This is a genomic window from Pseudomonas syringae KCTC 12500 (genome assembly GCF_000507185.2).
GTDB lineage: Bacteria > Pseudomonadota > Gammaproteobacteria > Pseudomonadales > Pseudomonadaceae > Aquipseudomonas > Aquipseudomonas syringae.
The window spans coordinates 3,759,626-3,783,257 of the sequence record NZ_AYTM02000002.1; the positions used below are offsets into that span (position 1 = coordinate 3,759,626).

Below are 23,632 nucleotides of genomic sequence, written 5' to 3' on the forward strand. Positions count from 1 at the left end.
CTGCCATGGACGATACGCCTGAAACCAGACGCGTGCTGTGCCGATATCGCTATGACGCGCTGGACCGGATTGCGGTTGTCGATCCCGAGGCACAGGAAGCGGTGTCGCGGTTCTATCAAAAGAACCGTTTGACGGTCGAGATACAGGGCGCAACGCGCCGTCGTGTGTTTCACGGTGAAGACCGTTTGCTGGCGGAATATAAAACTGAAGGCTCCAGTGTCAGGGCGGACCTGCTGGGCACCGACATGCAAGGCAGTGTGCTGGAGGCTGTGAGCGGGCAAGAGCGCCAGTCGTTGGCTTACAGTCCCTATGGTCATCGCGCGCAGGGCGGCCCCTTTTCCGGTTTCAACGGTGAGCGCGCGGACCCTGTGACCGGACATTATCTGTTGGGTAAGGGCTATCGTGCTTTCAACCCGGTACTGATGCGGTTCAATAGCCCGGACAGCCTGAGCCCATTCGGGCGGGGAGGCTTGAATGCGTATGCGTATTGTCAGGGGGACCCGGTTAACCGAAGTGATCCTGGTGGGCATATTTCATCTCCCTTTCTTGCACGCATGAGGATGCACTTCAAGCCACGTAGCTCGGTTACCATTGAGAATCTGCCGGACGAAATGATTGGAAAGATACTTGAACGCCTGTCTTTCACAGACGTAAACGAACTGGGCAAAGCGTCCACCAGATTGAACAGCACAATCGCCATGCAGGCCGCTTGGCATCTGAAAAAGCGTTGGGCAGGCGGAAATAATCCAAGCGCATTGTCAGGCCTTAACGATGTTGTGAAAAACGATCCAAGCCCTTCGTTCAGCGCGTTCAGGAATGACCACTTCAAAACAGGGTTCGAAGAAGCAGTGAACAACGTCGACCAAATAATGAGTAATCAAATCCAGGCGGCCAAGCGTGCGGAGCAATCATTCTTTGAAGAATTCACGGGTATATCAAATGCGAGCCATTACGAATTTGGAGAGCAATTAGCTATTAAACGTCAGGAGCACGCACGTTCTCCCGACATGCTGCGAGAAATTAATAGGGATGTGGGTAAACGCACGAGGTTGACGGGGGCCAAGTTCACCAGCATTGGTCGTAAGGCAGATATGATGCGATTGGTAGCCGAGATCCGCACCGCATTGAACTCTCCCTGACAGAATTTCTACGCGCGTGTGTTCCGGATTCCTGACCACCCCTCACTTTTGCTGCTGCGCCAACAACCGCTCCAGCCTGGCCTCCAGCCGACGCTTGATTTCGTTTTCGATATGCGGGGCGAAGTCGTCGATCACGTCTTGCATGATCAATTGCGCGGCTGCGCGCAATTCGCTGTCCAGATGCAGCAGCGCATCAGGGTTGGGCAGCGCTTGCGGCTGGGCTGTCTGTTGCACCTGCGGGGCGGACGCTGTATGGACATCAGGTGTCAGTGTCGGAATGTCGTCTTCGTCGAAGTCCTGTTGATACGCCGCGTCGGGGCGAGCGCCGACGACATCGAACAACAGGGGAATCTGCCCTTCGGGACGAGCGGCGTCGTTCGACTGGGGAGAATGTGCGGGGTCATCGCCGAGCAATTGGCGGATCGACTCGAGGTCGTTCAGCAAATGCGCGGATTCAGCTTTTTTTGAAGTATCCATCGTGTCCTCAAAGGCGCTGCAGTCGGTGATCTTGCGGAGGATAGCCCTGTTCGCGGTAGGAGCGGAAACTCTCGCGTGCGGCAAGACGTATCGCCGGGTCTTCGACAACGACTTCGGCCACGCGGGCGAAGCGTTTGAAGAAGGCCGGAATGCTCAGGTCGAGGTTGACCAGCAGGTCGCTGTGTTCGCCCGAGTCGTCGCCCAGGCCCAGTACCACGGCAGCATCGTGATCGCTCTCGGCGTCGCCATGGGGTAGAAATACTTCGCCTCTGAAACGCCAGAGCCGGGCATCGAGGTCCTCACGCTGCGCAGCATCGCTGCAATGCAGATAGACCTTGTGACCCAGGCGCCAGGCCTTTTCCGTCAGCTTGCAGGCAAAGTCCAGGCGGGCCGCAGGATCGGCGCTGGGCAGGATGTAGAAGTCGACTTGAGTCATGTGGGTTCCAGAACCGGAGGCGTATCGACTGTGCAGCCGATACGCCAGGGTCTCTTTTTATACGCCGGCGCGGTCGAGCAGGTATTGGGTCAGCAAAGGAACCGGACGCCCGGTGGCGCCTTTTTCCTTGCCGCCGCTCAGCCATGCAGTGCCGGCGATGTCCAGGTGAGCCCAGTGGTAGGCCTTGGTGAAGCGCGACAGGAAGCAGGCTGCGGTGATGGTGCCGCCTTTCGGGCCACCGATGTTGGCGATGTCGGCGAACGGGCTGTCGAGCTGCTCCTGGTACTCATCGAACAACGGCAGCTGCCAGGCACGGTCATCGGCCTGTTTGCCCGCGTCGAGCAACTGATTGATCAGCGCGTCGTTGTTGCCCAGCAGGCCGGAGGTATGACCGCCCAGTGCAACGACGCAGGCGCCGGTCAGGGTTGCAATATCGATGACCGCCTGCGGCTTGAAACGCTCGGCGTAGGTCAGTGCATCGCACAGTACCAGACGGCCTTCGGCGTCGGTGTTGAGGATTTCGACGGTCTGGCCGCTCATGGTCGTGACGATGTCGCCTGGACGTGTCGCGGTGCCGCTCGGCATGTTTTCGGCACAGGCCAGAATGCACACCAGATTGATCGGCAGCTTCAATTCGAGCACCGCACGCAGGGTGCCGAACACACTGGCTGCGCCGCACATGTCGAACTTCATCTCGTCCATGCCAGAGGCAGGCTTGATGCTGATGCCGCCGGTGTCGAAGGTGATGCCTTTACCGACCAGCACGAAAGGCTGGTCGCCTTTTTTGCCACCCTGGTAGTTCATGACGATGAGGCGCGGCGGCTGGGCGCTGCCCTGTGCTACCGCGAGGAAAGAACCCATGCCCAGATCGGCCAGTTTCTTCTCGTCGTGGACTTCCACTTTCAGGTTCTTGTGGGCCTTGCCCAGCGCCTTGGCTTCTTCGCCCAGGTAGGTCGGGTGGCAGATGTTCGGCGGCAGATTGCCGAGGTCGCGGGTCAGCGCCATGCCGGTGGCGATTGCTTGAGCATGAGTCGAAGCGCGTTCGACGTCGGCCGCCTTGATCTTGTCGGTCAGCAGGGTGATTTTCTTCAGGGCGCGAACGTCGGCTTTCTGGGTCTTGAAGCGGTCGAAGACGTATTCGCCGTCGGCCAAGGCTTCGACCAGCAGACGAGCCATGCCATAGGTGTCGCGGTTTTTCACCGACAGGTCATCGAGCGCAATCGCTGCATCGGTGCCGCCCAGGCCCTTGAGGCAGGTGAGCGCTGCGCCGACGATTTTTTTCAACTGACGGTCCGACAGCTCGTCTTCCTTGCCAGTGCCGACCAGCAGGACGCGCTCGGCCTTGATGTTGGGCAGGTTGTGCAACAGCAGGCTCTGGCCGACCTTGCCGGCCAGATCGCCGCGCTTGAGGATCAGCGAAACGGCTCCGCCGCTGAGGATATCCACAGTCCTGGCAGCACCGGCCAATACACGGCTTTCACCGACGGTGACCACCAGCGTTGCGGTTTTCAAGGTTTCTGGGCTTACGCTTTTAACAACCAATTCCATGTGGGGTCCCCGAATAGACGATGAGAGTCGCAATATGAATGTCGTACGCGGCATGGCCTGAGTGTTTTCAGGGGCGATGCCTGCGCTAAGCCTTGCAGTTTGACCCCGCTGCACGACTGCTGACAACCCCGCAGAGCTGCCTGTCTGGCGTCTATGTGCGAACTATCCCCGGTGCGCAGTGACAGAAACACACATTCACAGGATAATGCCGCATATTTTTTGAGGCCCACGCCTTTTTTCGGCGTGAAGCTCTGGTTGCCGTGGCTCACAAATTTTCCCTGTTTGGCTGCCTGAGCCTGACAACTCTGGAGTGTCTGGTTTGATTGTCTTCCGTTATCTGTCCCGAGAAGTGCTGCTTACCTTGAGTGCGGTCAGCGCCGTACTGCTGGTCTTCATCATGAGCGGGCGCTTTATCAAGTACCTGGCGCAGGCTGCGTCCGGTGCGCTCGATCCTGGCGTGCTGTTTCTGATCATGGGCTTCCGTCTGCCAGGCTTTCTGCAGGTGATTCTGCCGCTGGGCCTGTTCCTCGGCATCCTCATGGCGTACGGGCGGCTGTACCTGGAAAGCGAGATGACCGTGCTGGCCGCAACCGGCATGAGTCAGCAGCGTCTGCTGGCCATCACCATGGGGCCGGCCACTCTTGTCGGGCTGCTGGTTGCCTGGTTGAGCTTCAGCCTGGCTCCGCAGGGCGCTACGCAGTTTTCGCTGCTGATCAATCAGCAGGACGCCATGACCGAGTTCGACACGCTGGTGCCGGGCCGTTTTCAGGCGTTGCGTGACGGTACGCGTATCACCTATACCAAGGAGCTGTCGGAAGACCGCTCGCAACTGGCCGGTGTGTTTATCTCGGAAAAGCGCATGTCCAGCGACAAGAGCAAGGACAACGGCATCACCGTGCTGGTCGCGGAGAAGGGCCATCAGGAGGTACGCCCCAATGGCAGTCGCTTCCTGATCCTCGAGAACGGCTATCGCTATGACGGCAATCCGGGGGCGGCCGACTATCGCGTGATCAAGTACGACACCTATGGGGCGATGCTGCCCAAGCCGGAAATCAGTGAGGAAATCACCGACCGTGAAGCCATTCCGACCAGCGAACTGATCGGCAACCCGGCCCCGCGTTCAGTGGCCGAGCTGCAGTGGCGTATTTCGCTGCCGCTGTCGGTGTTCATCGTGACCTTGATGGCCATTCCGCTGTCACGGGTCAATCCGCGCCAGGGTCGTTATCTGAAACTGCTGCCGGCGATCCTGCTGTATATGTCGTACCTGGCCATTCTGATTTCGGTGCGCAGTTCGCTGGAGAAAGGCAAGTTGCCTCTCAGCCTGGGGATGTGGTGGGTGCATGCCATCTACCTGTCCATCGGCCTGCTGTTGTTCTATTGGGAGCCTCTGCGTCTGAAGATGGCGAGTCGTCGCAGCGTCACGGAGGTGACTCGTGGTCAAGCTTGATCGATACATTGGCAAAAGCGTCCTGCTGGCGATTCTCGCCGTTCTGGGCATCATTCTGGGGCTGGTCTCGCTGTTCGCATTCATCGACGAGATGGGCGATATCAGCGACACCTACACGCTGGCGGATGCCCTCAGCTACGTCATGCTGACGGCGCCACGTCGCGTCTACGACACTTTGCCGATGGCCGCCCTGATCGGTTGCCTGATCGGTCTGGGCACGCTGGCCAGCAGCAGCGAGCTGACCATCATGCGAGCGGCGGGCGTGTCCATCGGGCGCATCGTCTGGGCGGTCATGAAGCCCATGCTGGTGCTGATGATCGCAGGCGTGCTGGTCGGCGAGTACGTTGCTCCCTATGCCGAGAACCAGGCTCAGGCTGCGCGATCGCTGGCTCAGGGCTCAGGTGATGCGCAGAGCGCCCGCCATGGTCTATGGCACCGCCAGGGCGATGAATTCATCCACATCAACACGGTGCAGCCCAATGGCCTGATGCTCGGTGTGACGCGTTATCGTTTCGACGACCAGCGCCACATGCTGACGTCCAGCTTTGCCAAAGAGGCCCACTTCAAGACCGATTACTGGGAATTGAAGGACGTCGCCACCACGCACTTCAATGACGGCAGCACCGAGGTCGTCAATACGCCGGTAGAGCGCTGGGACGTGGCATTGAGCCCGCAGCTGCTGAGCACGGTGATCATGCCGCCGGAGTCGCTTTCCATCAGCGGCCTCTGGAGCTACGCGCATTACCTGGCTGATCAGGGCTTGAGCAATGGCCGCTACTGGCTGGCGTTCTGGACCAAGGTCCTGCAACCGGCGGTGACCGTCGCGTTGGTGCTGATGGCAATCTCGTTCATCTTCGGCCCGCTGCGCTCGGTTACGCTGGGGCAGCGCGTGTTCACCGGTGTAGTGGTGGGCTTTACTTTCCGCATCATTCAGGACCTGCTCGGCCCATCGAGCCTGCTGTTCGGCTTCCCGCCCTTGCTGGCAGTGCTGCTGCCTGCCGCAGCCTGTGCGCTGGCCGGGATACTTCTGTTACGCCGTGCCGGGTAATGCACCGGCAGGACTGAAAAAGCCGACCCCCGGGTCGGCTTTTTCATGGGCGCTTTCTTAGCCCTGAAAATCCCGCATGCAAAAAAGCCCCTGGCATCGCTGCCAGAGGCTTTCTTGTATTTGCGTGGTTGCGTCGTTATCAGCCTTCGGCTTGAACTTCGTCAGCCTGCATGCCTTTCTGGCCTTGCACCGCAATGAAGGTAACTTTCTGACCTTCTTTCAGGCTCTTGAAGCCGTTACCCTGAATGGCGCGGAAGTGTACGAACAGATCCGGCCCGCTCTCAGGAGTGATAAAACCAAAACCTTTTTCGTCGTTGAACCACTTGACGGTACCGCTCTGACGTTCAGCCATTTTCTTATTTCCTTGACGCTTGACTTGAATTGGTTACAGCCTCTTTCACATGAAAGAGCACTGGGGCTGGTTGCAGGAAGTAAGAAACGTAGAACGGGTTGTAGCAAACCTTGAGCTACTGCCCAGGTCCAGATTCAGCGACCCATGCAAACACAGTTCGGAAACTCTACGCCAAGTCCCGTTACAAATACAACCCCCTTGTCTGGTACCCTGTTTCCGGGGCTTTGGCCTGATAAACGCAGTGTTTGCACAGCGTGCACGGTGTTCGATCTGTCATAACACTTTGCACTTTATAGGTGCGTTTTTGGCATATATGACAGGCTGTTCATGCGGGTGAAACATTGACGAAACACTGCGGGGAACAGTGCTACAGCAACACCGAAGTGTTGCTGTTTTTTTGACGCCGCTATTTAACCGCGGAAGTAACGTTGCGCAACGAAAGGCATTTTTGCGACGAGCATGGGCACTCTCTTGCCGCGCACCAACGCCCACACAGGTGTGTTCAGCGCCGTGTAATCGTTAGGCAGATAACCCATGGCCAGCGGGCCAGCCAGCGAAGGGCCAAAACCGCCGCTGCATACCGTACCGATAACAGTGCCTTGTTCATCGACGATCTGTGTACCTTCACGCACGGGCGTGCGCTCTTGGGGGAGCAGGCCGACTCGCTTCTTGCTAACGCCGTTCTGTTGCTGGGCAAAGATTCGCTCGGCTCCAGGAAAGCCGCCTGCACGCGCACCGTCGGCACGACGCACTTTGGAAATGGCCCATAACAGGCTGGCCTCGATCGGCGAGGTCTGCGTGTCCATATCATGGCCGTACAGGCACAGACCGGCTTCCAGCCGCAGCGAGTCACGTGCGCCCAGGCCGATCGGGGCCACTTCCGGTTCTTCCAGCAGGCGGCGCGCCAAGGCCTCAGCCTGTTCGGCAGGTACTGAAATTTCATAGCCGTCTTCGCCGGTATAGCCCGAGCGACTGACGTAGCATTTGACGCCGAGCAGCGTGACGCTGGCGAACTGCATGAAGGTCATTTTGGCGACTTCCGGGGCGAGGCGTGCCAGCACGGTCACAGCGGCCGGCCCTTGCAGCGCGAGCAGGGCGCGTTCTTCAAACAGCGGTTCGATCTTGCAATGTCCGGCCAGGTGCTTGCACAGGTGCGCCAGGTCCTGATCCTTGCAGGCTGCGTTGACCACCAGCATCAACTGGTCGTTGCCGAGGTTGGCAACCATCAGGTCATCGAGAATGCCGCCGTTCTCATCGGTGAACATCGCGTAACGCTGCATGCCGACCGGCAGGTCAATGATGTCCACCGGCACCAGGGCTTCCAGGGCCTTGGCGGCGTCTGCACCGGTAAGGCGAATCTGGCCCATGTGCGAAACATCGAACAGACCGGCCTGAGCGCGGGTGTGCAGGTGCTCTTTCATTACGCCAGCCGGGTATTGAACAGGCATGTCGTAACCGGCGAAGGGCACCATCTTCGCGCCGAGTTCGCGGTGCAGGGCATGCAGGGGAGTGGTCAGCAGTGATTCTGTGGACATGTTCGATTCCTTGTTTGAGCGGGCCGTGCCAATGGCATTACCTGTGCGCGCAGCGCGATCAGGCAATGCCAGGCGGTGGCTGTCACGCTTCCTGATAGTTCTCGATGGACGGGCAGGCGCAGACCAGGTTGCGGTCGCCGAAGACGTTGTCGACACGACCGACCGGAGGCCAGTACTTGTTCTCGATCAACGAATCGACCGGGTACACCGCCTGTTCGCGGCTGTAAGGATGGCTCCACTGGCCGACGATTTCGGCAGCGGTGTGCGGCGCGTTTTTCAGCGGGTTGTCATCCTTGTCCAGGGTGCCGTTTTCAACCGCGCGGATTTCTTCGCGGATCTTGATCATGGCATCGCAGAAGCGGTCCAGTTCTTCTCTGGACTCACTCTCGGTCGGCTCGATCATCAGCGTCCCGGCGACCGGGAACGACATGGTCGGGGCATGGAAGCCGAAGTCGATCAGGCGCTTGGCCACGTCGTCGACGCTGATGCCGCTGCTGTCCTTGATCGGGCGCAGGTCGAGGATGCACTCGTGGGCGACCAGGCCGTTGCTGCCGGTGTAGAGCACAGGGTAATGCTCCTCCAGACGGCGCGAGATGTAGTTGGCGTTGAGAATCGCCAGTTGCGAAGCGCGTTTGAGGCCGTCACCGCCCATCATGCGGATGTACATCCAGGTAATGGGCAGAATACTGGCGCTGCCGAACGGTGCTGCGCAGACTGCGCCTTCCTTGCGCTCCATGCGGGCATGGCCGGGCATGAACGGGGCGAGATGTGATTTCACGCCGATCGGGCCAACGCCCGGGCCGCCACCGCCATGGGGGATACAGAAGGTCTTGTGCAGGTTGAGGTGCGACACGTCGCCGCCGAACTTGCCCGGTGCGCAGAGACCAACCATGGCGTTCATGTTTGCGCCATCGATGTAGACCTGGCCACCGTTGTCATGAACGATGCCGCAGATTTCGCGAATGCCTTCTTCGAACACGCCGTGGGTCGACGGGTAGGTGATCATGATCGCCGCCAACTGGTCCCGATGCTGAACGGCCTTGGCGCGCAGGTCTTCGATGTCGACGTTGCCGCGTGCATCACACGCGGTCACCACGACGCGCATACCGGCCATGTTGGCAGTCGCCGGGTTGGTGCCGTGCGCCGAGGAAGGGATCAGGCAGATGTCGCGATGTTCGTCGCCACGGCTCTGGTGATAGGCGCGGATAGCCAGCAGACCGGCGTATTCACCCTGCGAGCCGGCGTTCGGCTGCAGCGAGATCGCGTCGTAACCTGTGGCGGCACAGAGCATGGCCTCCAGCTCATCGGTCAGTTGCTGATAACCGGCGCTTTGATCGGCCGGAGCAAACGGGTGCAGGTTGCCGAATTCGGCCCAGGTCACCGGGATCATTTCGCTGGCCGCGTTGAGCTTCATGGTGCACGAGCCAAGCGGAATCATGGTGCGATCCAGCGCCAGGTCCTTGTCGGCCAGCTTGCGCAGGTAGCGCATCAGCTCGGTTTCCGAGTGGTAGCGGTTGAACACCGGGTGACTGAGGATCGCCGTCTGACGCAGCAGCCCGGTCGGCAGGCGCGACTGTACGCTGTCTGCCAGTGCGGCGAAGTCCGGCAGGCTCTGGCCTTCGCCAGCGAAGATCGCCCACAGGGTTTCGACTGCCGACTGCGAGGTGGTCTCGTCCAGGGACAGACCCAGACGCTGCTCATCGATTTCGCGCAGATTGATGTGCCTGGCGCGTGCGGCGGCATGCAATGCAGCGGTTCTGCCGCCGGTGTGCAGGGTCAGGCTGTCGAAGAAAAATGCCTGCTCGGCCTTCAGGCCCAGCGTGCTCAGGCCTTCGGCAAGAATCGCGGTCAGTTGGTGAACGCGAGTGGCGATCTGTGTCAGGCCGCGCGGACCATGGTAGACGGCGTACATGCTGGCGATGTTGGCCAGCAGCACCTGTGCAGTACAGATGTTGCTGGTGGCCTTCTCGCGACGAATATGCTGTTCGCGGGTCTGCATGGCCAGGCGCAGGGCCTGCTTGCCGTGACGGTCCACCGACACGCCGACCAGACGGCCCGGCATGTCACGCTTGAACGCATCGCGGGTCGAGAAGTAGGCCGCATGCGGGCCACCGAAGCCCAGCGGCACACCGAAGCGCTGGGCGCTACCGATTGCCACGTCAGCGCCGAATTCGCCTGGCGGGGTCAGCAGGGTAAGGGCCAGGAGGTCGGCAGCCACGGCGACCAGGGCGTTGGCCGCGTGGAAGCGTTCGACCAGTTCGCGGTAATCGAACACATCACCATTGCTGGCCGGGTATTGCAGCAGCGCGCCGAAGTAATCGCTGACATCGCCCAGCTCGTGCTCATCGGCCACGACCACGGTGATGCCCAACGGCTCGGCGCGAGTACGCAACACATCCAGGGTCTGCGGGTGGCAATGGCTGGACGCGAAAAACTGCTGGCTAGCCTTGTTTTTGCTCAAGCGTTTGCAAAAGGTCATTGCCTCCGCGGCTGCGGTGGCTTCGTCGAGCAGAGAGGCGTTGGCAATCGGCAGGCCGGTGAGGTCGCTGATCAGTGTCTGGAAATTGAGCAGTGATTCCAGGCGGCCCTGGGAAATCTCTGGCTGATAGGGTGTGTAAGCGGTGTACCAGGCCGGGTTTTCCAGCAGGTTGCGCAGAATCGGTGCTGGCGTATGGGTGTTGTAGTAACCCTGGCCGATGTAGGTCTTGAACAACTGGTTCTTGCTGGCGATCGCCTTGATGGACGCCAGCGCATCGGCTTCGCTTTGCCCGGCAGGCAGGTTCAGAACGCTGGTGCCCTTGATGCTTTCCGGAATGACACTTTCGCTCAGCGCATCAATGGAATCGAAACCCAGCGTTTGCAGCATGGCCTGCTCGTCGGCCGCACGCGGGCCAATGTGCCGGGCAATGAATTCGTTGGCAGTGGTCAGTTCAATACGGTCAGTCATGGCGTGCTCCTCAGGCTTCGGCGTTGGCTTTGATCAGGCGGTCGTAGGCGTCCTGATCCAGCAGGCCGTGAATGGCGTTGGCGTCTTGTGGAATGAAGCGAAAGAACCAGCCCGCACCGAGGGCATCTTCATTGACCAGCTCGGGCGTGGCGTCGAGGGCGGAATTGACCTCGACGACTTCACCGTCCAGCGGCATGTTGATGCTGCTGGCAGCTTTCACCGATTCCACCACCGACACTTCAGCGTGTTGAGTGTAGGCCTGTAATTCCGGGAGCTGCACGAAGACCACATCGCCCAGCGATTCCTGCGCGTAGGGCGTAATGCCGACCGTAACGCTGCCGTCGGTTTCGGCACGCAGCCATTCGTGGTCAACGGTGAATCGCAAATCGCTCATACAAACTCCTCGGAGAACAGGGCTCGCGCAGCACGCGAGCAATATGAGTTATGACTTAGCAATTTAGCGGCCATGTTTTATTTTTATAATTAAATCAATGGGTTGTGTGTTTTCTAGATGTGCCTGCCGATTCTGGCTGTAGCGAAATCGCTACAGTCTTCGGGTATTCGAAAATACCTGACTGATCAAGGCCTTGATACGTACGGAGTGAGGTGTTTTGGAGTGAAATCGTTACGGTGGAGCGTTTTCGTTACGTTCAGGTCTGAGTGATTGCATCTGACCAGTACTGGCTATCACCGCTAAACACAGCGGTAGCGCGTCGGCAGTTAACCGACGCGGCTTTCCGGTGAGCGTAAAAACGTCTCGAGCTCTTCAAGCGGTAATGGCTTGCTGATCAGATAGCCCTGGATTTGATCGCAATGGTTTTCGCGCAGGAACGCCAGTTGCTCGGGGGTTTCCACGCCCTCGGCGATCACCAGCAGGTCGAGGCTGTGAGCCAGTTCGATGATGGCTCTGGCGATGGCCGCGTCCTGTGGGTTGCTGGTCACTTCGCGGATGAATGCGATGTCGATTTTAAGCTTGTCGATAGGGAAGCGGCGCAGGTACGCCAGGCTTGAATAACCGGTGCCGAAATCGTCGATGGAAATACTCACGCGACTGGCCCGCAGCGCCCCAAGAGTGGCGATGGTGTGCGCGGTGTTTTCCATCAACGAACTTTCTGTCAGCTCGACCTCAAGCCAGTGCGGCGCAACATTGTGTTTTTCGAGTGCCTGGCGGATGTCGGCGACCAGGCTGCTATTGGAAATCTGTTGCCCTGAGATGTTGACCGCGACCTGAAACGAGCCCAGCCCGGAGCGTTGCCAGCGCGCGATCTGGGCGCAGACACTGTCGACGACCCAGTTGCCGACTTCACCGATCAGGCCGAGGCTTTCCAGCACCGGGACAAATACCGCAGGCGAAACGCCTGGATGGCCAGGGCGTGGCCAGCGCAATAGCGCCTCAAGCCCGCATATGCGGTCATTGTTCAGGTCCAGCTTGGGTTGGTAGACGATTTCGAAGGCCTGGTTGCGCACCGCTTCGCGCAGCGCGGCCTCAAGGTCCAGGCGGGCGGAAACGTCGGCGTTCATCTGCGGCGTATAGAACCGGTAGTTGTCCGGCCCGATCTTTCGCGCGCTGTTCATGGCGGTGTAGGCGTGCCTGATCAGTTCGCGCGAGTCTTCGCCGTCCTCCGGGTACAGGGCAATGCCGATGCTGGCGGTCATGACCAGGCTCTGGCCTTCTATGTGGAAAGGCACTCGCAATGCGTTGCGGATGCGCTCTAGCGTCTGCCGGGTACCCGCCTGTCCGTCACGCAGCATCAGAATCATGGCGAACTGATCGCCGTCCACGCGGCCAAGGGTATCGCTGGCATTCAGGCAGTTGGACAGTCGGCGGCTGACTTCCAGCAGCACCTCATCGCCCAGCACATGCCCCCAGGTTTCGTTGATATTCTTGAAATCGTCGAGATTGATCGTCAATGCCGCCAGCTTCCAGCGACTGATGGCCGCCTGGGTCATGCCCATTTGCAGGCTGGTAAAAAACAGGTCCCGATTGGGCAGGCCGGTCAGCGTGTCGTAGTGGGCCATGGTCAGCAGGCGTTGGTCGCTTTCCTTGCGCCGGGTGATGTCGCGCACGATACCGACGATGACCCAGTCCTCGCCGGTCCGGTAAGCCTGACGATGGATTTCCACCTCGACATCGCGGCCGCTCTTGTCGCGAATCTGGGTTTCCAGGGGCTCGCTGGGGCCTTTGCCGGCAATGATCCGGTCGTACACGACCTCAAGCTTTTCCATGGACGTTTCGCCCAGTTCGGCAGGCGTCTTGTGTGACAGCTCTTCGGCGGTGTAGCCCAGCAACTGGCAGGCCCGGCGGTTGAATTCGATGAGGCTCATGGTATTGCGGTTGATCAGGAAGATCGCGTCTTCGGAAGCGTCCATCACCGTGCGGAAACGCTCGAGATCGATGGTGCGCTGCTGCAATTGATCTTCGAGGATCAGGCTGTGGTTCTTCAGGTAATCGCCGAACGCCTTGAGGCGCAGCATATTACGCACGCGCAGCCACAGTTCGGCGCTGTCCACAGGCTTGTTGAGGTATTCCTCGGCGCCCGCTTCCAGTCCTGAAAGACGCGAGCTTTGGTCGTCGAGTGCCGAGAGCATGATGATCGGTATATTGGCGGTGTTCTTTTCGGTCTTGAGCTGGCTGGCGACTTCATAGCCGTCCATCCCCGGCATCATGATGTCCAGCAGGATCAGGTCGGGTGCCTGTCGTTTGATCATGGCCAGCGCCAGCTCGCCTGATTCCGCGGTCAGTGTCCGATAACCCTGGTTCTGCAAGAGCACCTCCAGCAGGTCCCGGACATGGACATCGTCATCGATAATCAGGATGGTCGCGGCGCTCTGGGTCATATCGAATGCTCAGGTAATGGGCTGTTGAGGCAGATTTTTTTCCAGCAGTGTGTCGATGACCCTGTACAACTCCTTGTAGCGCAACGGCTTGATGACATAAGCGTTGCAGCCCGCCAGGCGGATCTTCTCTTTATCTTCCTTCATGGCCATCGCGGTCAGTGCGATCACCGGGATCGCAGCTGTGCCGGCGTCTTTCTTCAACAGCGATGTGGCGGTCAGGCCGTCCATTTCCGGCAGATGGATATCCATCAGGATCAGGTCGGGCTGGCGCTCGCGAGCCAGTTTCAGGCCGCTTTCGGCATCGACGGCCGACAGCACAGCGTGTCCGGCGCTGGTCAGCAACAGCTCTGCCAGACGCATGTTCGCCGCATTGTCTTCAATGATCAGGATCTGGGCCATCGTGCCTCCGCTGATTCAGGTGAGCGGATGGGCAACCAGACCACGAAGCGTGCGCCGAGGTCCTTCACGCTGGCGACTGCGACGCAGCCGCCGTGCAGTTCGGTAAGCTGCTTGACCATCGCCAGACCCAGTCCGGTGCCCTCGAATTTGCGTGCCAGGCCACTGTCGATCTGGCTGAACGCCTTGAACAGCTTGTTCATGTCGCTCTGGGCGATGCCGATTCCGGTATCGCTGACACTCAGTTCCAGAAACTGCTCACAGTCACCGGATGGAAGCGTAAACCCGTAGGTCGGCCAGTCACCGTCGATAAGACCTGCCTGTGAAGCCGGTACCAGACGCACCGCCAGCGTCACCCAGCCACCGGGCTCGCTGAATTTCACGGCGTTGGCCAGCAGGTTGTAGACGATTTGCTTGGTCTTGCGCCGATCAAGCTCAAGCTCACCAAATTCGGCCTCTGTTTCCAGCTTCAGCTGAATATGTTGCAAGGCGGCTTGCTCGCGCACGATCAGCAGGCTGTTGCTCAGCAGTTCGTCCAGATCGACCGACTCGAGCTCCAGCGTCATCATGCCGGCCTCGACCTTGGACAGGTCAAGAATGTCATTGATCAGCGACAGCAGGTGCTGGCCGCTGTTGAAGATATCGCCGATGTAGCGTCGCTGGGCATCGGTCATGTCGCCGACCATGCCGTCCCTGAGTGCCTCGGAGAAGCCGATCACGGCGTTGAGCGGCGTGCGCAGCTCGTGCGACATGGTGGCAAGAAACTCGGACTTCATGTGGCTGGCGTGTTCCAGCTCGATATTCTTTTCTTCCAGCGTCCGCTCGAAACGCTTGCGCTCGGTCACGTCGCGGGCTGCGGCGAAGACACCCTTGAGCTTGCGGTCCCGGTCATGAAAGGTCGCAGCGTTGTAGGACACCACGGTTTCGGTGCCGTCATAGGCGCGCACGGTGAGTTCGTAATCACTGACCTTGTGCTCGCTGAGCACGCGCTTGATCGCGGCATCGGCGCTCGCCGGGTCGGTGAAGAAGTTCTTGCAGGGCGCACCGATCAACTCGTCGCGGGTGCGTCCGGTCAGCGCCATCATCTGCTTGTTGACGTCGGAAATGATGCCTTGCGGATCAGTCATCATCAGCGCATCGATGTTCGACTCGATCAGCGAGCGGGTATAGAACTGTTGGTCCCGCAAGCGCTGATCGAGCAAGGCCTGAGCCTCTTCCTCCTGCTTGCGTGCAGTGTTGTCTGTGCCGATCAGCAGATAACCGATGATGGTTTCGGCGCTGTCGCGCAGTGACGTGACCGAGACCATGGCCGACAGTCGGCTGCCATCCTTGCGGATGTAGGTCAGTTCGTAGATGTCTTCAATGCCGCGCGAAGCCTTGAACACCAGCGCCTCGAAGCCCGGCGTGATGGGCGTGTTGAGTTCATGGCTGAGGGCTGCCGCGCGGATGATGAGCTCGGCGGGGTCGGAGATGTCCGCAGGTGTGATTTTGTCGACCACGTCCTCGGAGTGATAACCGAGCATACGTTCGGCGCCGACATTGAATATCTGGATAACGCCGTGTTCGTCGGTTGCGATGCTTGAGAAGTAAGCGCTGTTGAAAATTGCATCCTGCAGTGCGCCGGTCTTGAGAAGAATTTTCTGACGGCGAGTTTCGACGATTTTTTCAGCGCGAGACTGAGCGTCGACGAGCGGGCGGTCCACTGGCGAGGTTGGCATATGACTTCCCGGTACTACCTGACCTTTTTGCCATTACGGCCGTAATAACACTACGGACATCCATTCAAATGGATGATAAGAGGTTTATGGACGATACCAGATCGTTATCGGCAGATTAGTTATTAAATGAAACTTTTCGGAATATATTTTCGAGACACGACATTAAGCGACTAGCGCTTGTCGGGAATTCCATATTTTCGAAGGCGATGAGCGATGGCGGTATGCGAAGTGTGCAGGCGATTGGCCAGTTGGCGAGTGGAAGGGTAGTCCGCGTAAAGCTTTTCCAGCAGATTCCGCTCAAAGGCTTCTACGGCATTTTCGAGGCTGTCTATCGAGCTGTCGTTCTGACGAGCCACGGCAGTACCGGCGATATCCAGGTCACCTATATCCACTTGAGTGTGTTCGCAGATGGCGGCCGCGCGAAAAATCACGTTTTGCAATTGCCGCACATTGCCTGGCCAGCGGTTGCCGAGCAGCGCAGGGTAGGTGCCGGGTGCCAGCCTGCAAACCGGGCGCTGAATCTGTGCGCAGGCCTGCTCCATGAAGTATCTGGCCAGCAACAGAATGTCCTGACCGCGCTCGCGCAACGGCGGAACCTCTAGATTGAGGACGTTAAGGCGGTAGAACAGGTCCTCACGGAAGGTGCCTTCGCTGACCATTTTTTCCAGATCGCGGTGGGTGGCGCTGAGAATACGCACATTGACCCGCACTTCGCGATCGCCCCCGACGCGCCGGAAGCTGCCATCGTTTAGGAAACGCAGCAGTTTGGCCTGCAGATAGGGTGACATTTCGCCGATTTCATCGAGAAATACGCTGCCCTGGTTGGCCAGTTCCATCAGCCCCGGTTTGCCGCCGCGTTGCGCTCCGGTAAAGGCCCCCGGGGCATAGCCGAACAGTTCGCTTTCGGCGAGGTTTTCCGGCAGCGCTGCGCAGTTCAGAGCCAGGAAGGGTTCGCCGTGGCGAGCGCTGCTGGCATGACAGGCCCGGGCGACCAACTCTTTGCCAGTGCCGGTCTCGCCCTGAATCAGCAGCGGGGCGTCCAGCGCCGCCACCCGTTGCGCTCGCGCCTTTAGGGTGCGGATAGCGGCTGATTCGCCGAGCAGGGCGTCGAAACCTTCGGCGTGATCATGGTGCAATGCCGACAGGCGTTCGCCGATTCGGCTGGGCAGGTACAGGGTAATCAGCGCGCCGGCTTCGGTGATGGGCGTGGCATCCAGCAGCAGCGCTTCACCGTTCAGGGTGATCTCGCGAAGCGGCAGGCGAAAGCCGTTTTCCAGCAACGCGACGTGCAGGCTGGGGTCGCTGAACAGCTCACCGATGGACTCGCCCGCCGGCTCCCGGCCAATCAGCGCGATGAGTGCCGGGTTGGCCAGCAGCACATGCCCGGCGCTGTCGAGTGCCAGTACCGGGTCGGTCATGGCGGCGAGCAACGCGTCCAGCTGCAGGTGGCGACGCTGCCCCGGAAGGATATCGACCACAGTGATCGCTTCCACGCCTCGGACCCGAAACAGCGCGTCCTTGAGCTCTTCGAGCATCTGATGGCTGAGCGTTGGCGCATCGATGTACACGTTGGGCGGCACCATCTCCACCGCATCCAGATTCAGATTGCGTCCACCCAGAATCGCCAGCACTTCCTGGGTGATACCGACGCGGTCGATGAAGCTGACATGGATGCGCATGAGGCGTTGACGGTTCGCGAATGAGAAGGCGGCAAGTATGCCTTGTGGTGACAGGTTTGGTGAAATCCGCTGGTGTACTTGCGCACGGCTATCGTTCTTCACGCTCCAGCGTGGGAATGCCGTTCTGGACGCTCCGCGTCATGGATTCACGACGCCCCGCACACTCAGGAGAGGACGCAGAGCGTCCAGAACGGCATACCCACGCGTGGGCACGATGATCTTCTCCGGCCTCGACAGCGCTGGCTTACTCCAGATGCTCCGGCTTCACCGGGTCGCCTGACTTGGCGTGGAGTTTGTCGCGAATGTCCGCGAACATTCGGTCGTAGTCCTTGTGCTGGGCGATGGGCAGTGCGGCCGAGTTGGGCAAGCCGTGCCTTATCGCGATGCGACTCGCGTCGTGGGCGAAGTTGAAGGCAAGGTCACGGGGAAGCTGGAATTGCTCTTCGAACGACTTGCCATTGATTTCGCCCTGCATGGTGAAGTGCATGGACGTGCCTTGTTTGGGATCTTCCTCCACGTTGTAGCGCAAGTGGATGTCATAGCTGATATCCGACGGTTGAAGCGCCACGTGGGTGAGGTGCAGATGGCCTGGCTCGTACATGAAGTGACTCCATCAAGGGGTGAGTGTGCTCAATCAGACACTGACCGCGACCGTACGGTTCAGCCTTGCGCAAGGTGCTGAGCACCGCATGCCTGTGCTCAACGGTCGATCTTGTCCGGTTCCGGCCTCGACCAGATCCATAGATTGCCCAGCGCCATCCCCGTGAGTGCCAGGTACAGCCACCAGGCATGACCGATCAGGCTCAGCATCACCACGGCGCAGACAAGCATGCTGATGGTTGCGCTGATCTTGGCCTTGCGCGCGACCAGTCGGCCGTTACGCCAGTTGTGCAGTATCGGCCCGAACACCCGGTGGTTTTCCAGCCAGGCATTCAGCCGCGGCGAACTGCGTGTTGCCGCCCAGGCAGCCAGCAGAATGAACTCGGTGGTTGGCAGGCCGGGAACGAAGATCGCAACGATGCCTATGCCCAACGCGGTATAGGCGAGGATGCCGTATAAAAGGCGTGAAAGTCTTGAACCGGGTGGTTTGTACGTCATGGTCTCTACAGGCAGGTTCGGGGAGCCCGGCCAGCTTAACAGCACCGGGCGCTTTTTCATGCCTGCACAGTTTTACCCACCGCAGTGCATCGATCTGCCATGCGCTGAGCATGGTCGCGAGCGTCATCTCTCGCGCCACATGCTCCAGCGCAGTTGCGCCGTTACTGCGCGTTATGCAGTGCCAGGCAGTTGTCGAGCATGCGATTGGAGAACGCCCATTCGTTGTCGTACCACGACAGTACCTTGAGCAGCTTGCCGCTGACCTTGGTGTGGTTGGCGTCGAAGATCGACGACAGCGGGTTGTGGTTGAAGTCGTGGGAGACCAGCGGCAGCGTGTTGTAACCGAGCACTTTGGAGTGCTGACTGGCTTCTTTCATCAGCGCGTTGACTTCATCGACGGTGGTTTCGCGCTTCAGGGTCACGGTCAGGTCGACCAGCGAAACGTTGATGACCGGTACACGCACAGCCATGCCGGTCAGTTTGCCTGCCAGCTCCGGCAGCACCAGACCTACCGCTTCTGCAGCGCCGGTCTTGCTCGGGATCATCGACTGCGTGGCCGAGCGGGCGCGGTACGGATCGGTGTGATAGACATCGATCAGGTTCTGGTCGTTGGTGTAGGCATGAATGGTGGTCATCAGACCGTTTTCAATGCCCAGCTCGCGATGCAGCACTTGAGCGACCGGGGCCAGGCAGTTGGTGGTGCACGAGGCGCTGGAGATGATCTGGTGCGATTGGCGCAGCGTGTCGTGGTTGACACCATAGACGATGGTGGCATCGGCACCGCTGGCTGGCGCGGAGATAATCACCTTGCGGGCGCCGGCGGTGAGGTGCGCAGCAGCCTTGTCGCGGCTGGTGAACAGACCGGTGCACTCGAACACCACGTCGATGTCCTGCGCTTTCCACGGCAGCTCGGCCGGATTGCGGATGGCACTGACCGAAATACGGTCACCATTGACGGTCAGGCTGTCCTTGTCACACTCGACCGTGCCGCTGAAAGGGCCGTGTACGGTGTCGAAGCGCAGCAGGTGTGCGTTCATTTCGCTGTCGCCAAGATCGTTGATGGCGACGACCTGCAGGTCCTGACGGTAGCCTTGGGTATACAGTGCGCGTAGGACGTTGCGGCCGATTCGGCCAAAACCGTTGATTGCGATACGAAGAGTCATACAGCCGTCCTTCTGAATTTGTTGTTGGAATTACAAGATTATTCTCATAGAAATAGAAAACAAGCCTTTTTAGTGGCAATATTTTGTTTTATCTACAACTACAAGCCTGAAAGGCACTCCCAGTTGATCGAGATCAGGGTTTTGCTCCCTGGCAGTCACTGCTCGAAAACCGGAGCCGTCTTTACGGGTGACCTTAGACGTTAGCCTGGAGTTCATCACATGCATCCCCGCGTCCTTGAAGTAACCGAGCGTCTCATCGCCCGCAGTCGCGATACCCGTCAGCGCTACCTTCAATTGATTCGCGGCGCAGCGAGCGATGGCCCGATGCGCGGCAAGCTCCAATGCGCCAACTTTGCCCACGGCGTCGCTGCCTGCGGCCCGGAAGACAAGCAAAGCCTGCGTCTGATGAACGCCGCCAACGTGGCCATCGTCTCTTCCTACAACGAGATGCTCTCGGCGCATCAGCCCTACGAACACTTCCCAAACCAGATCAAACAGGCTTTACGTGACATTGGTTCGGTCGGTCAGTTTGCCGGCGGTGTGCCGGCCATGTGCGATGGCGTGACCCAGGGCGAGCCGGGCATGGAGCTGGCCATTGCCAGCCGTGAAGTGATTGCCATGTCTACCGCGGTTGCCCTGTCGCACAACATGTTCGACGCCGCGATGATGCTGGGCATCTGCGACAAGATCGTGCCCGGCCTGATGATGGGCGCGTTGCGGTTCGGTCATCTGCCGACCATTTTCGTGCCAGGCGGACCGATGGTTTCAGGCATCTCCAACAAGGAAAAAGCCGACGTACGGCAGCGGTATGCGGAAGGCAAGGCCACCCGTGAAGAGTTGCTCGACTCGGAAATGAAGTCGTATCACGGTCCGGGAACCTGCACGTTCTACGGCACCGCCAACACCAACCAGTTGGTGATGGAGGTGATGGGTATGCACCTTCCGGGTGCATCATTCGTCAATCCCTACACACCCTTGCGTGACGCACTGACCGTCGAAGCGGCTCGCCAGGTGACGCGTCTGACCATGCAGAGTGGCAGCTTCATGCCGATCGGCGAGATCGTCGACGAGCGCTCGCTGGTCAATTCCATCGTTGCGCTGCATGCGACAGGCGGTTCGACCAACCACACGCTGCACATGCCGGCCATCGCCCAGGCTGCGGGCATTCAACTGACCTGGCAGGACATGGCCGACCTGTCGGAAGTGGTGCCGACCCTGAGTCACGTCTACCCCAACGGCAAGGCCGATATCAACCACTTCCAGGCGGCAGGCGGCATGTCGTTCCTGATTCGCGAGCTGTTGGCTGCGGGTCTGCTGCACGAAAACGTCAACACCGTGGCCGGTTACGGCCTCAGCCGTTATACCAAGGAGCCGTTCCTGGAAGACGGCAAACTGGTCTGGCGTGAAGGACCGCTCGAAAGCCTCGATGAAAATATCCTGCGCCCGGTTGCCCGTCCGTTCTCGCCGGAAGGTGGTCTGCGGGTCATGGAAGGCAACCTGGGCCGTGGCGTGATGAAAGTCTCCGCCGTGGCTCCGGAGCATCAGATCGTCGAAGCGCCGGCCAAGGTGTTCCAGGATCAGAAAGAGCTGGCCGATGCCTTCAAGGCGGGCGAGCTGGAGTGCGATTTCGTCGCCGTGATGCGTTTCCAGGGACCGCGCTGCAACGGCATGCCCGAGTTGCATAAGATGACGCCGTTTCTGGGTGTCCTTCAGGACCGCGGGTTCAAGGTCGCGCTGGTCACCGATGGACGCATGTCGGGCGCGTCGGGCAAGATCCCGGCGGCGATTCATGTCTGTCCGGAGGCGTTTGACGGTGGCCCATTGGCTCTTGTGCGCGATGGCGATGTGATTCGCGTGGATGGTGTAAAAGGCACGTTACAAGTTCTGGTCGAAGCGTCAGAATTGGCCGCCAGAGAACCGGCCATCAACCAGATCGACAACAGTGTCGGCTGCGGTCGCGAGCTTTTTGGATTCATGCGCATGGCCTTCAGCTCCGCAGAGCAAGGCGCCAGCGCCTTTACCTCTAGTCTGGAGACGCTTAAGTGAAGTTGGCCCTGGTCGGTGATATAGGCGGTACCAATGCACGTTTTGCCATTTGGGAAGACGACACGCTGCATTCTGTCCGGGTGTTCCCGACCATTGACTATGCGGGCCCGGAGAAGGCCATTGAAGTCTATCTGCAGGACCTGGAGCTGCAGCGCGGTGATATCGGCCATGTGTGCCTGGCGGTGGCCGGGCCGGTCGATGGCGATTTTTTCCAGTTCACCAATAGCCACTGGCAGTTGAGCCGCAAGGCGTTCTGCGCCGACCTGCAGGTCGACGAGCTTCTGCTGATCAACGACTTCACCGCCATGGCGCTGGGCATGACCCGGCTCAAGGACGATGAATACCTGACGGTCTGCCACGGCGTCGGCAAGCCTGATCGGCCGCGCGTAGTGGTGGGGCCGGGGACCGGGCTGGGCGTCGGTACGCTGATCAAACTCGAAGGCAATCGCTGGATGGCGTTGCCGGGCGAGGGCGGTCATGCCGATCTGCCCATCGGCACCGCACGTGAGGCGCTGCTGTGGACGCGGCTGATGGCCGAGCACGAGCATGTCAGCGCTGAAGTCGTGCTCAGCGGTGCGGGCTTGCTGTTGCTGTATCAGGTCAGCTGCGCGCTGGACGACATCGAACCGGTGCTCAAATCACCTGCGGCGATCACCACGGCTGCGCTCTCGGGTGACCCGGTAGCTGCGGCGGTGCTTGAACAGTTCTGCGTGTTTCTCGGCAGAGTGGTCGGCAACCATGTGCTGGCTCTGGGCAGCCTGGGCGGGGTTTATATCGTTGGTGGCGTGGTGCCGCGCTTCACTGAGTTCTTCATCAACAGCGGGTTCAAGCGCGCCATGGCCGAGAAGGGCGTCATGAGCGACTATTTCAACGGCCTGCCGGTGTGGCTGGTCACGGCCGAATACCCGGGCCTCATGGGTTCAGGCGTGGCCCTGCAACAGGCGTTTGGTGCGCAGATCTGAGTGATATGGCATAACAACAAAAATTTACAGCCAGACAAGGACGCTTCAACTTGAGCCCAGTCAGTAAATCGATCCTGTTGGTGGACGACGATCAGGAAATTCGCGAGTTGCTGGACACCTACCTGAGCCGCGCCGGTTTTCAGGTGCGTACGGTGGGCGACGGTGCGGATTTTCGTCGGGCGTTCAATGACGAACCGAGCGATCTGCTGATCCTTGACGTCATGCTGCCCGATGAAGACGGTTTCAGCCTGTGTCGCTGGATCCGCCAGCATCCGCGTCAGCCGCATGTGCCGATCATCATGTTGACCGCCAGTTCGGACGAGGCCGACCGGGTCATCGGTCTGGAGCTGGGGGCCGATGATTACCTCGGCAAGCCATTCAGCCCGCGTGAGCTTCAGGCCCGCATCAAGGCGCTGTTGCGGCGTGCCCAGTTCGGTCAGGAGCGTCCGGGTGGCGACGTGATCCTGTTTGATGAGTGGCGACTGGACATGGTCAGTCACCGGTTGTTTCACAGTGACGGCGAAGAGGTGATTCTGTCCGGCGCCGACTTCGCACTGCTCAAACTGTTTCTCGACAACCCGCAGCAGATCCTCGACCGTGACACCATTGGCAACGCCACGCGTGGGCGTGAGCTGATGCCGCTGGAGCGAATCGTCGACATGGCGGTCAGCCGCCTGCGCCAGCGTCTGCGCGACACCGGCAAGTCACCGCGGCTGATCCGTACCATTCGCGGCAGTGGTTACCTGCTGGCCGCAAACGTCAACTCGCAAGCGGGCAACGGCTATTAAACCGACAGGGGCAGG

At 59.7% G+C, this 23,632-nt stretch carries 20 protein-coding genes; 6 read left to right on the forward strand and 14 right to left on the reverse strand.

Annotation, left to right across the window (positions count from 1 at the left end):
- The first annotated feature begins 5 nt into the window (after positions 1–5).
- Entirely contained in the window at positions 6–1,139 is a 1,134-nt protein-coding gene (locus V476_RS17115; RefSeq protein WP_024959531.1) for an RHS repeat-associated core domain-containing protein, read from the forward strand.
- Positions 1,140–1,181: 42 nt separating this feature from the next.
- Here V476_RS17115 and V476_RS17120 read toward each other — a convergent pair whose 3' ends face one another.
- From V476_RS17120 to V476_RS17130, 3 genes are read right to left on the reverse strand one after another with little or no spacing between them, the layout of a single operon-like run.
- Positions 1,182–1,616 carry a hypothetical protein gene (locus tag V476_RS17120; RefSeq protein WP_024959532.1) on the reverse strand — a complete coding sequence of 145 codons (435 nt, stop codon included), beginning with the start codon at positions 1,614–1,616 and terminating at the stop codon, positions 1,182–1,184.
- 7 nt (positions 1,617–1,623) lie between these two features.
- Positions 1,624–2,052, reverse strand: coding sequence for a DNA polymerase III subunit chi (locus tag V476_RS17125; RefSeq protein WP_002552284.1), 429 nt, complete (start codon positions 2,050–2,052; stop codon positions 1,624–1,626).
- A 57-nt stretch (positions 2,053–2,109) separates the two neighbouring features.
- Entirely contained in the window at positions 2,110–3,600 is a 1,491-nt protein-coding gene (locus tag V476_RS17130; RefSeq protein WP_003316900.1) for a leucyl aminopeptidase, read from the reverse strand.
- Between the two features lie 319 nt (positions 3,601–3,919).
- Between V476_RS17130 and lptF the strand changes: the two genes are divergently transcribed.
- Both lptF and lptG read left to right on the forward strand, forming a co-directional pair.
- Positions 3,920–5,047 carry an LPS export ABC transporter permease LptF gene (gene lptF, locus V476_RS17135; RefSeq protein WP_003316899.1) on the forward strand — a complete coding sequence of 376 codons (1,128 nt, stop codon included), beginning with the start codon at positions 3,920–3,922 and terminating at the stop codon, positions 5,045–5,047.
- A complete protein-coding gene (lptG, locus tag V476_RS17140) occupies positions 5,034–6,095 on the forward strand; it encodes an LPS export ABC transporter permease LptG (RefSeq protein WP_003316898.1) in 1,062 nt (353 codons plus the stop codon). Before lptF ends, lptG begins: the two co-directional genes overlap by 14 nt.
- A gap of 139 nt (positions 6,096–6,234) precedes the next feature.
- On the opposite strand, the gene V476_RS17145 is transcribed toward lptG, so the two are convergent.
- From V476_RS17145 to gap, 11 genes are all read right to left on the reverse strand, one after another.
- A complete protein-coding gene (locus V476_RS17145) occupies positions 6,235–6,447 on the reverse strand; it encodes a cold-shock protein (protein WP_003316897.1) in 213 nt (70 codons plus the stop codon).
- 410 nt (positions 6,448–6,857) lie between these two features.
- The gene (gcvT, locus tag V476_RS17150) at positions 6,858–7,982 is read right to left on the reverse strand and encodes a glycine cleavage system aminomethyltransferase GcvT (RefSeq protein ID WP_024959533.1); all 1,125 of its coding nucleotides are present in this window, start codon (positions 7,980–7,982) and stop codon (positions 6,858–6,860) included.
- Between the two features lie 82 nt (positions 7,983–8,064).
- Complete coding sequence (gcvP, locus tag V476_RS17155; RefSeq protein WP_024959534.1) at positions 8,065–10,929, reverse strand: aminomethyl-transferring glycine dehydrogenase; 2,865 nt, start codon at positions 10,927–10,929, stop codon at positions 8,065–8,067.
- A 10-nt stretch (positions 10,930–10,939) separates the two neighbouring features.
- Positions 10,940–11,323: a glycine cleavage system protein GcvH gene (gene gcvH, locus V476_RS17160; RefSeq protein WP_003316893.1), complete on the reverse strand. Its 384-nt coding sequence runs from the start codon at positions 11,321–11,323 to the stop codon at positions 10,940–10,942.
- A 326-nt stretch (positions 11,324–11,649) separates the two neighbouring features.
- Positions 11,650–13,767, reverse strand: coding sequence for a putative bifunctional diguanylate cyclase/phosphodiesterase (locus V476_RS17165; protein ID WP_024959535.1), 2,118 nt, complete (start codon positions 13,765–13,767; stop codon positions 11,650–11,652).
- 9 nt (positions 13,768–13,776) lie between these two features.
- Positions 13,777–14,166, reverse strand: a complete 390-nt coding sequence (locus V476_RS17170; protein ID WP_003314036.1) for a response regulator — start codon at positions 14,164–14,166, stop codon at positions 13,777–13,779.
- Positions 14,151–15,881 (reverse strand): PAS domain-containing sensor histidine kinase, encoded by a 1,731-nt coding sequence (locus V476_RS17175; RefSeq protein ID WP_003421797.1) that lies wholly within the window; start codon positions 15,879–15,881, stop codon positions 14,151–14,153. Before V476_RS17175 ends, V476_RS17170 begins: the two co-directional genes overlap by 16 nt.
- A 170-nt stretch (positions 15,882–16,051) precedes the next feature.
- Positions 16,052–17,560 carry a sigma-54-dependent transcriptional regulator gene (locus tag V476_RS17180; RefSeq protein ID WP_004402903.1) on the reverse strand — a complete coding sequence of 503 codons (1,509 nt, stop codon included), beginning with the start codon at positions 17,558–17,560 and terminating at the stop codon, positions 16,052–16,054.
- A 244-nt stretch (positions 17,561–17,804) separates the two neighbouring features.
- A complete protein-coding gene (locus tag V476_RS17185; protein ID WP_003341799.1) occupies positions 17,805–18,161 on the reverse strand; it encodes a DUF5064 family protein in 357 nt (118 codons plus the stop codon).
- A 98-nt stretch (positions 18,162–18,259) separates the two neighbouring features.
- Complete coding sequence (locus V476_RS17190) at positions 18,260–18,718, reverse strand: YbaN family protein (protein ID WP_003314041.1); 459 nt, start codon at positions 18,716–18,718, stop codon at positions 18,260–18,262.
- 101 nt (positions 18,719–18,819) lie between these two features.
- The gene (gap, locus tag V476_RS17195; protein WP_003408944.1) at positions 18,820–19,821 is read right to left on the reverse strand and encodes a type I glyceraldehyde-3-phosphate dehydrogenase; all 1,002 of its coding nucleotides are present in this window, start codon (positions 19,819–19,821) and stop codon (positions 18,820–18,822) included.
- Positions 19,822–20,040: 219 nt separating this feature from the next.
- Between gap and edd the strand changes: the two genes are divergently transcribed.
- From edd to V476_RS17210, 3 genes are read left to right on the forward strand one after another with little or no spacing between them, the layout of a single operon-like run.
- Positions 20,041–21,867, forward strand: a complete 1,827-nt coding sequence (gene edd / locus V476_RS17200) for a phosphogluconate dehydratase (protein WP_003415262.1) — start codon at positions 20,041–20,043, stop codon at positions 21,865–21,867.
- A complete protein-coding gene (locus V476_RS17205; protein WP_003421803.1) occupies positions 21,864–22,829 on the forward strand; it encodes a glucokinase in 966 nt (321 codons plus the stop codon). The genes edd and V476_RS17205 overlap by 4 nt, the downstream gene beginning before the upstream one ends.
- Positions 22,830–22,879: 50 nt before the next feature.
- A complete protein-coding gene (locus V476_RS17210; protein WP_003341820.1) occupies positions 22,880–23,617 on the forward strand; it encodes a response regulator in 738 nt (245 codons plus the stop codon).
- Positions 23,618–23,632: the final 15 nt, after the last annotated feature.

Excerpts from the sequence above, each read along its gene's own strand:
- V476_RS17120 (WP_024959532.1), bottom strand. The coding sequence starts at position 1,616 with ATGGATACTTCAAAAAAAGCTGAATCCGCGCATTTGCTGAACGACCTC.
- V476_RS17165 (WP_024959535.1), bottom strand. The coding sequence starts at position 13,767 with ATGACCCAGAGCGCCGCGACCATCCTGATTATCGATGACGATGTCCAT.
- gcvT (WP_024959533.1), bottom strand. The coding sequence starts at position 7,982 with ATGTCCACAGAATCACTGCTGACCACTCCCCTGCATGCCCTGCACCGC.
- gcvP (WP_024959534.1), bottom strand. The coding sequence starts at position 10,929 with ATGACTGACCGTATTGAACTGACCACTGCCAACGAATTCATTGCCCGG.
- V476_RS17130 (WP_003316900.1), bottom strand. The coding sequence starts at position 3,600 with ATGGAATTGGTTGTTAAAAGCGTAAGCCCAGAAACCTTGAAAACCGCA.
- V476_RS17125 (WP_002552284.1), bottom strand. The coding sequence starts at position 2,052 with ATGACTCAAGTCGACTTCTACATCCTGCCCAGCGCCGATCCTGCGGCC.
- V476_RS17190 (WP_003314041.1), bottom strand. The coding sequence starts at position 18,718 with ATGAAAAAGCGCCCGGTGCTGTTAAGCTGGCCGGGCTCCCCGAACCTG.
- gap (WP_003408944.1), bottom strand. The coding sequence starts at position 19,821 with ATGACTCTTCGTATCGCAATCAACGGTTTTGGCCGAATCGGCCGCAAC.
- V476_RS17175 (WP_003421797.1), bottom strand. The coding sequence starts at position 15,881 with ATGCCAACCTCGCCAGTGGACCGCCCGCTCGTCGACGCTCAGTCTCGC.
- V476_RS17115 (WP_024959531.1), top strand. The coding sequence starts at position 6 with ATGGACGATACGCCTGAAACCAGACGCGTGCTGTGCCGATATCGCTAT.
- gcvH (WP_003316893.1), bottom strand. The coding sequence starts at position 11,323 with ATGAGCGATTTGCGATTCACCGTTGACCACGAATGGCTGCGTGCCGAA.
- V476_RS17145 (WP_003316897.1), bottom strand. The coding sequence starts at position 6,447 with ATGGCTGAACGTCAGAGCGGTACCGTCAAGTGGTTCAACGACGAAAAA.
- V476_RS17170 (WP_003314036.1), bottom strand. The coding sequence starts at position 14,166 with ATGGCCCAGATCCTGATCATTGAAGACAATGCGGCGAACATGCGTCTG.
- edd (WP_003415262.1), top strand. The coding sequence starts at position 20,041 with ATGCATCCCCGCGTCCTTGAAGTAACCGAGCGTCTCATCGCCCGCAGT.
- V476_RS17180 (WP_004402903.1), bottom strand. The coding sequence starts at position 17,560 with ATGCGCATCCATGTCAGCTTCATCGACCGCGTCGGTATCACCCAGGAA.
- V476_RS17185 (WP_003341799.1), bottom strand. The coding sequence starts at position 18,161 with ATGTACGAGCCAGGCCATCTGCACCTCACCCACGTGGCGCTTCAACCG.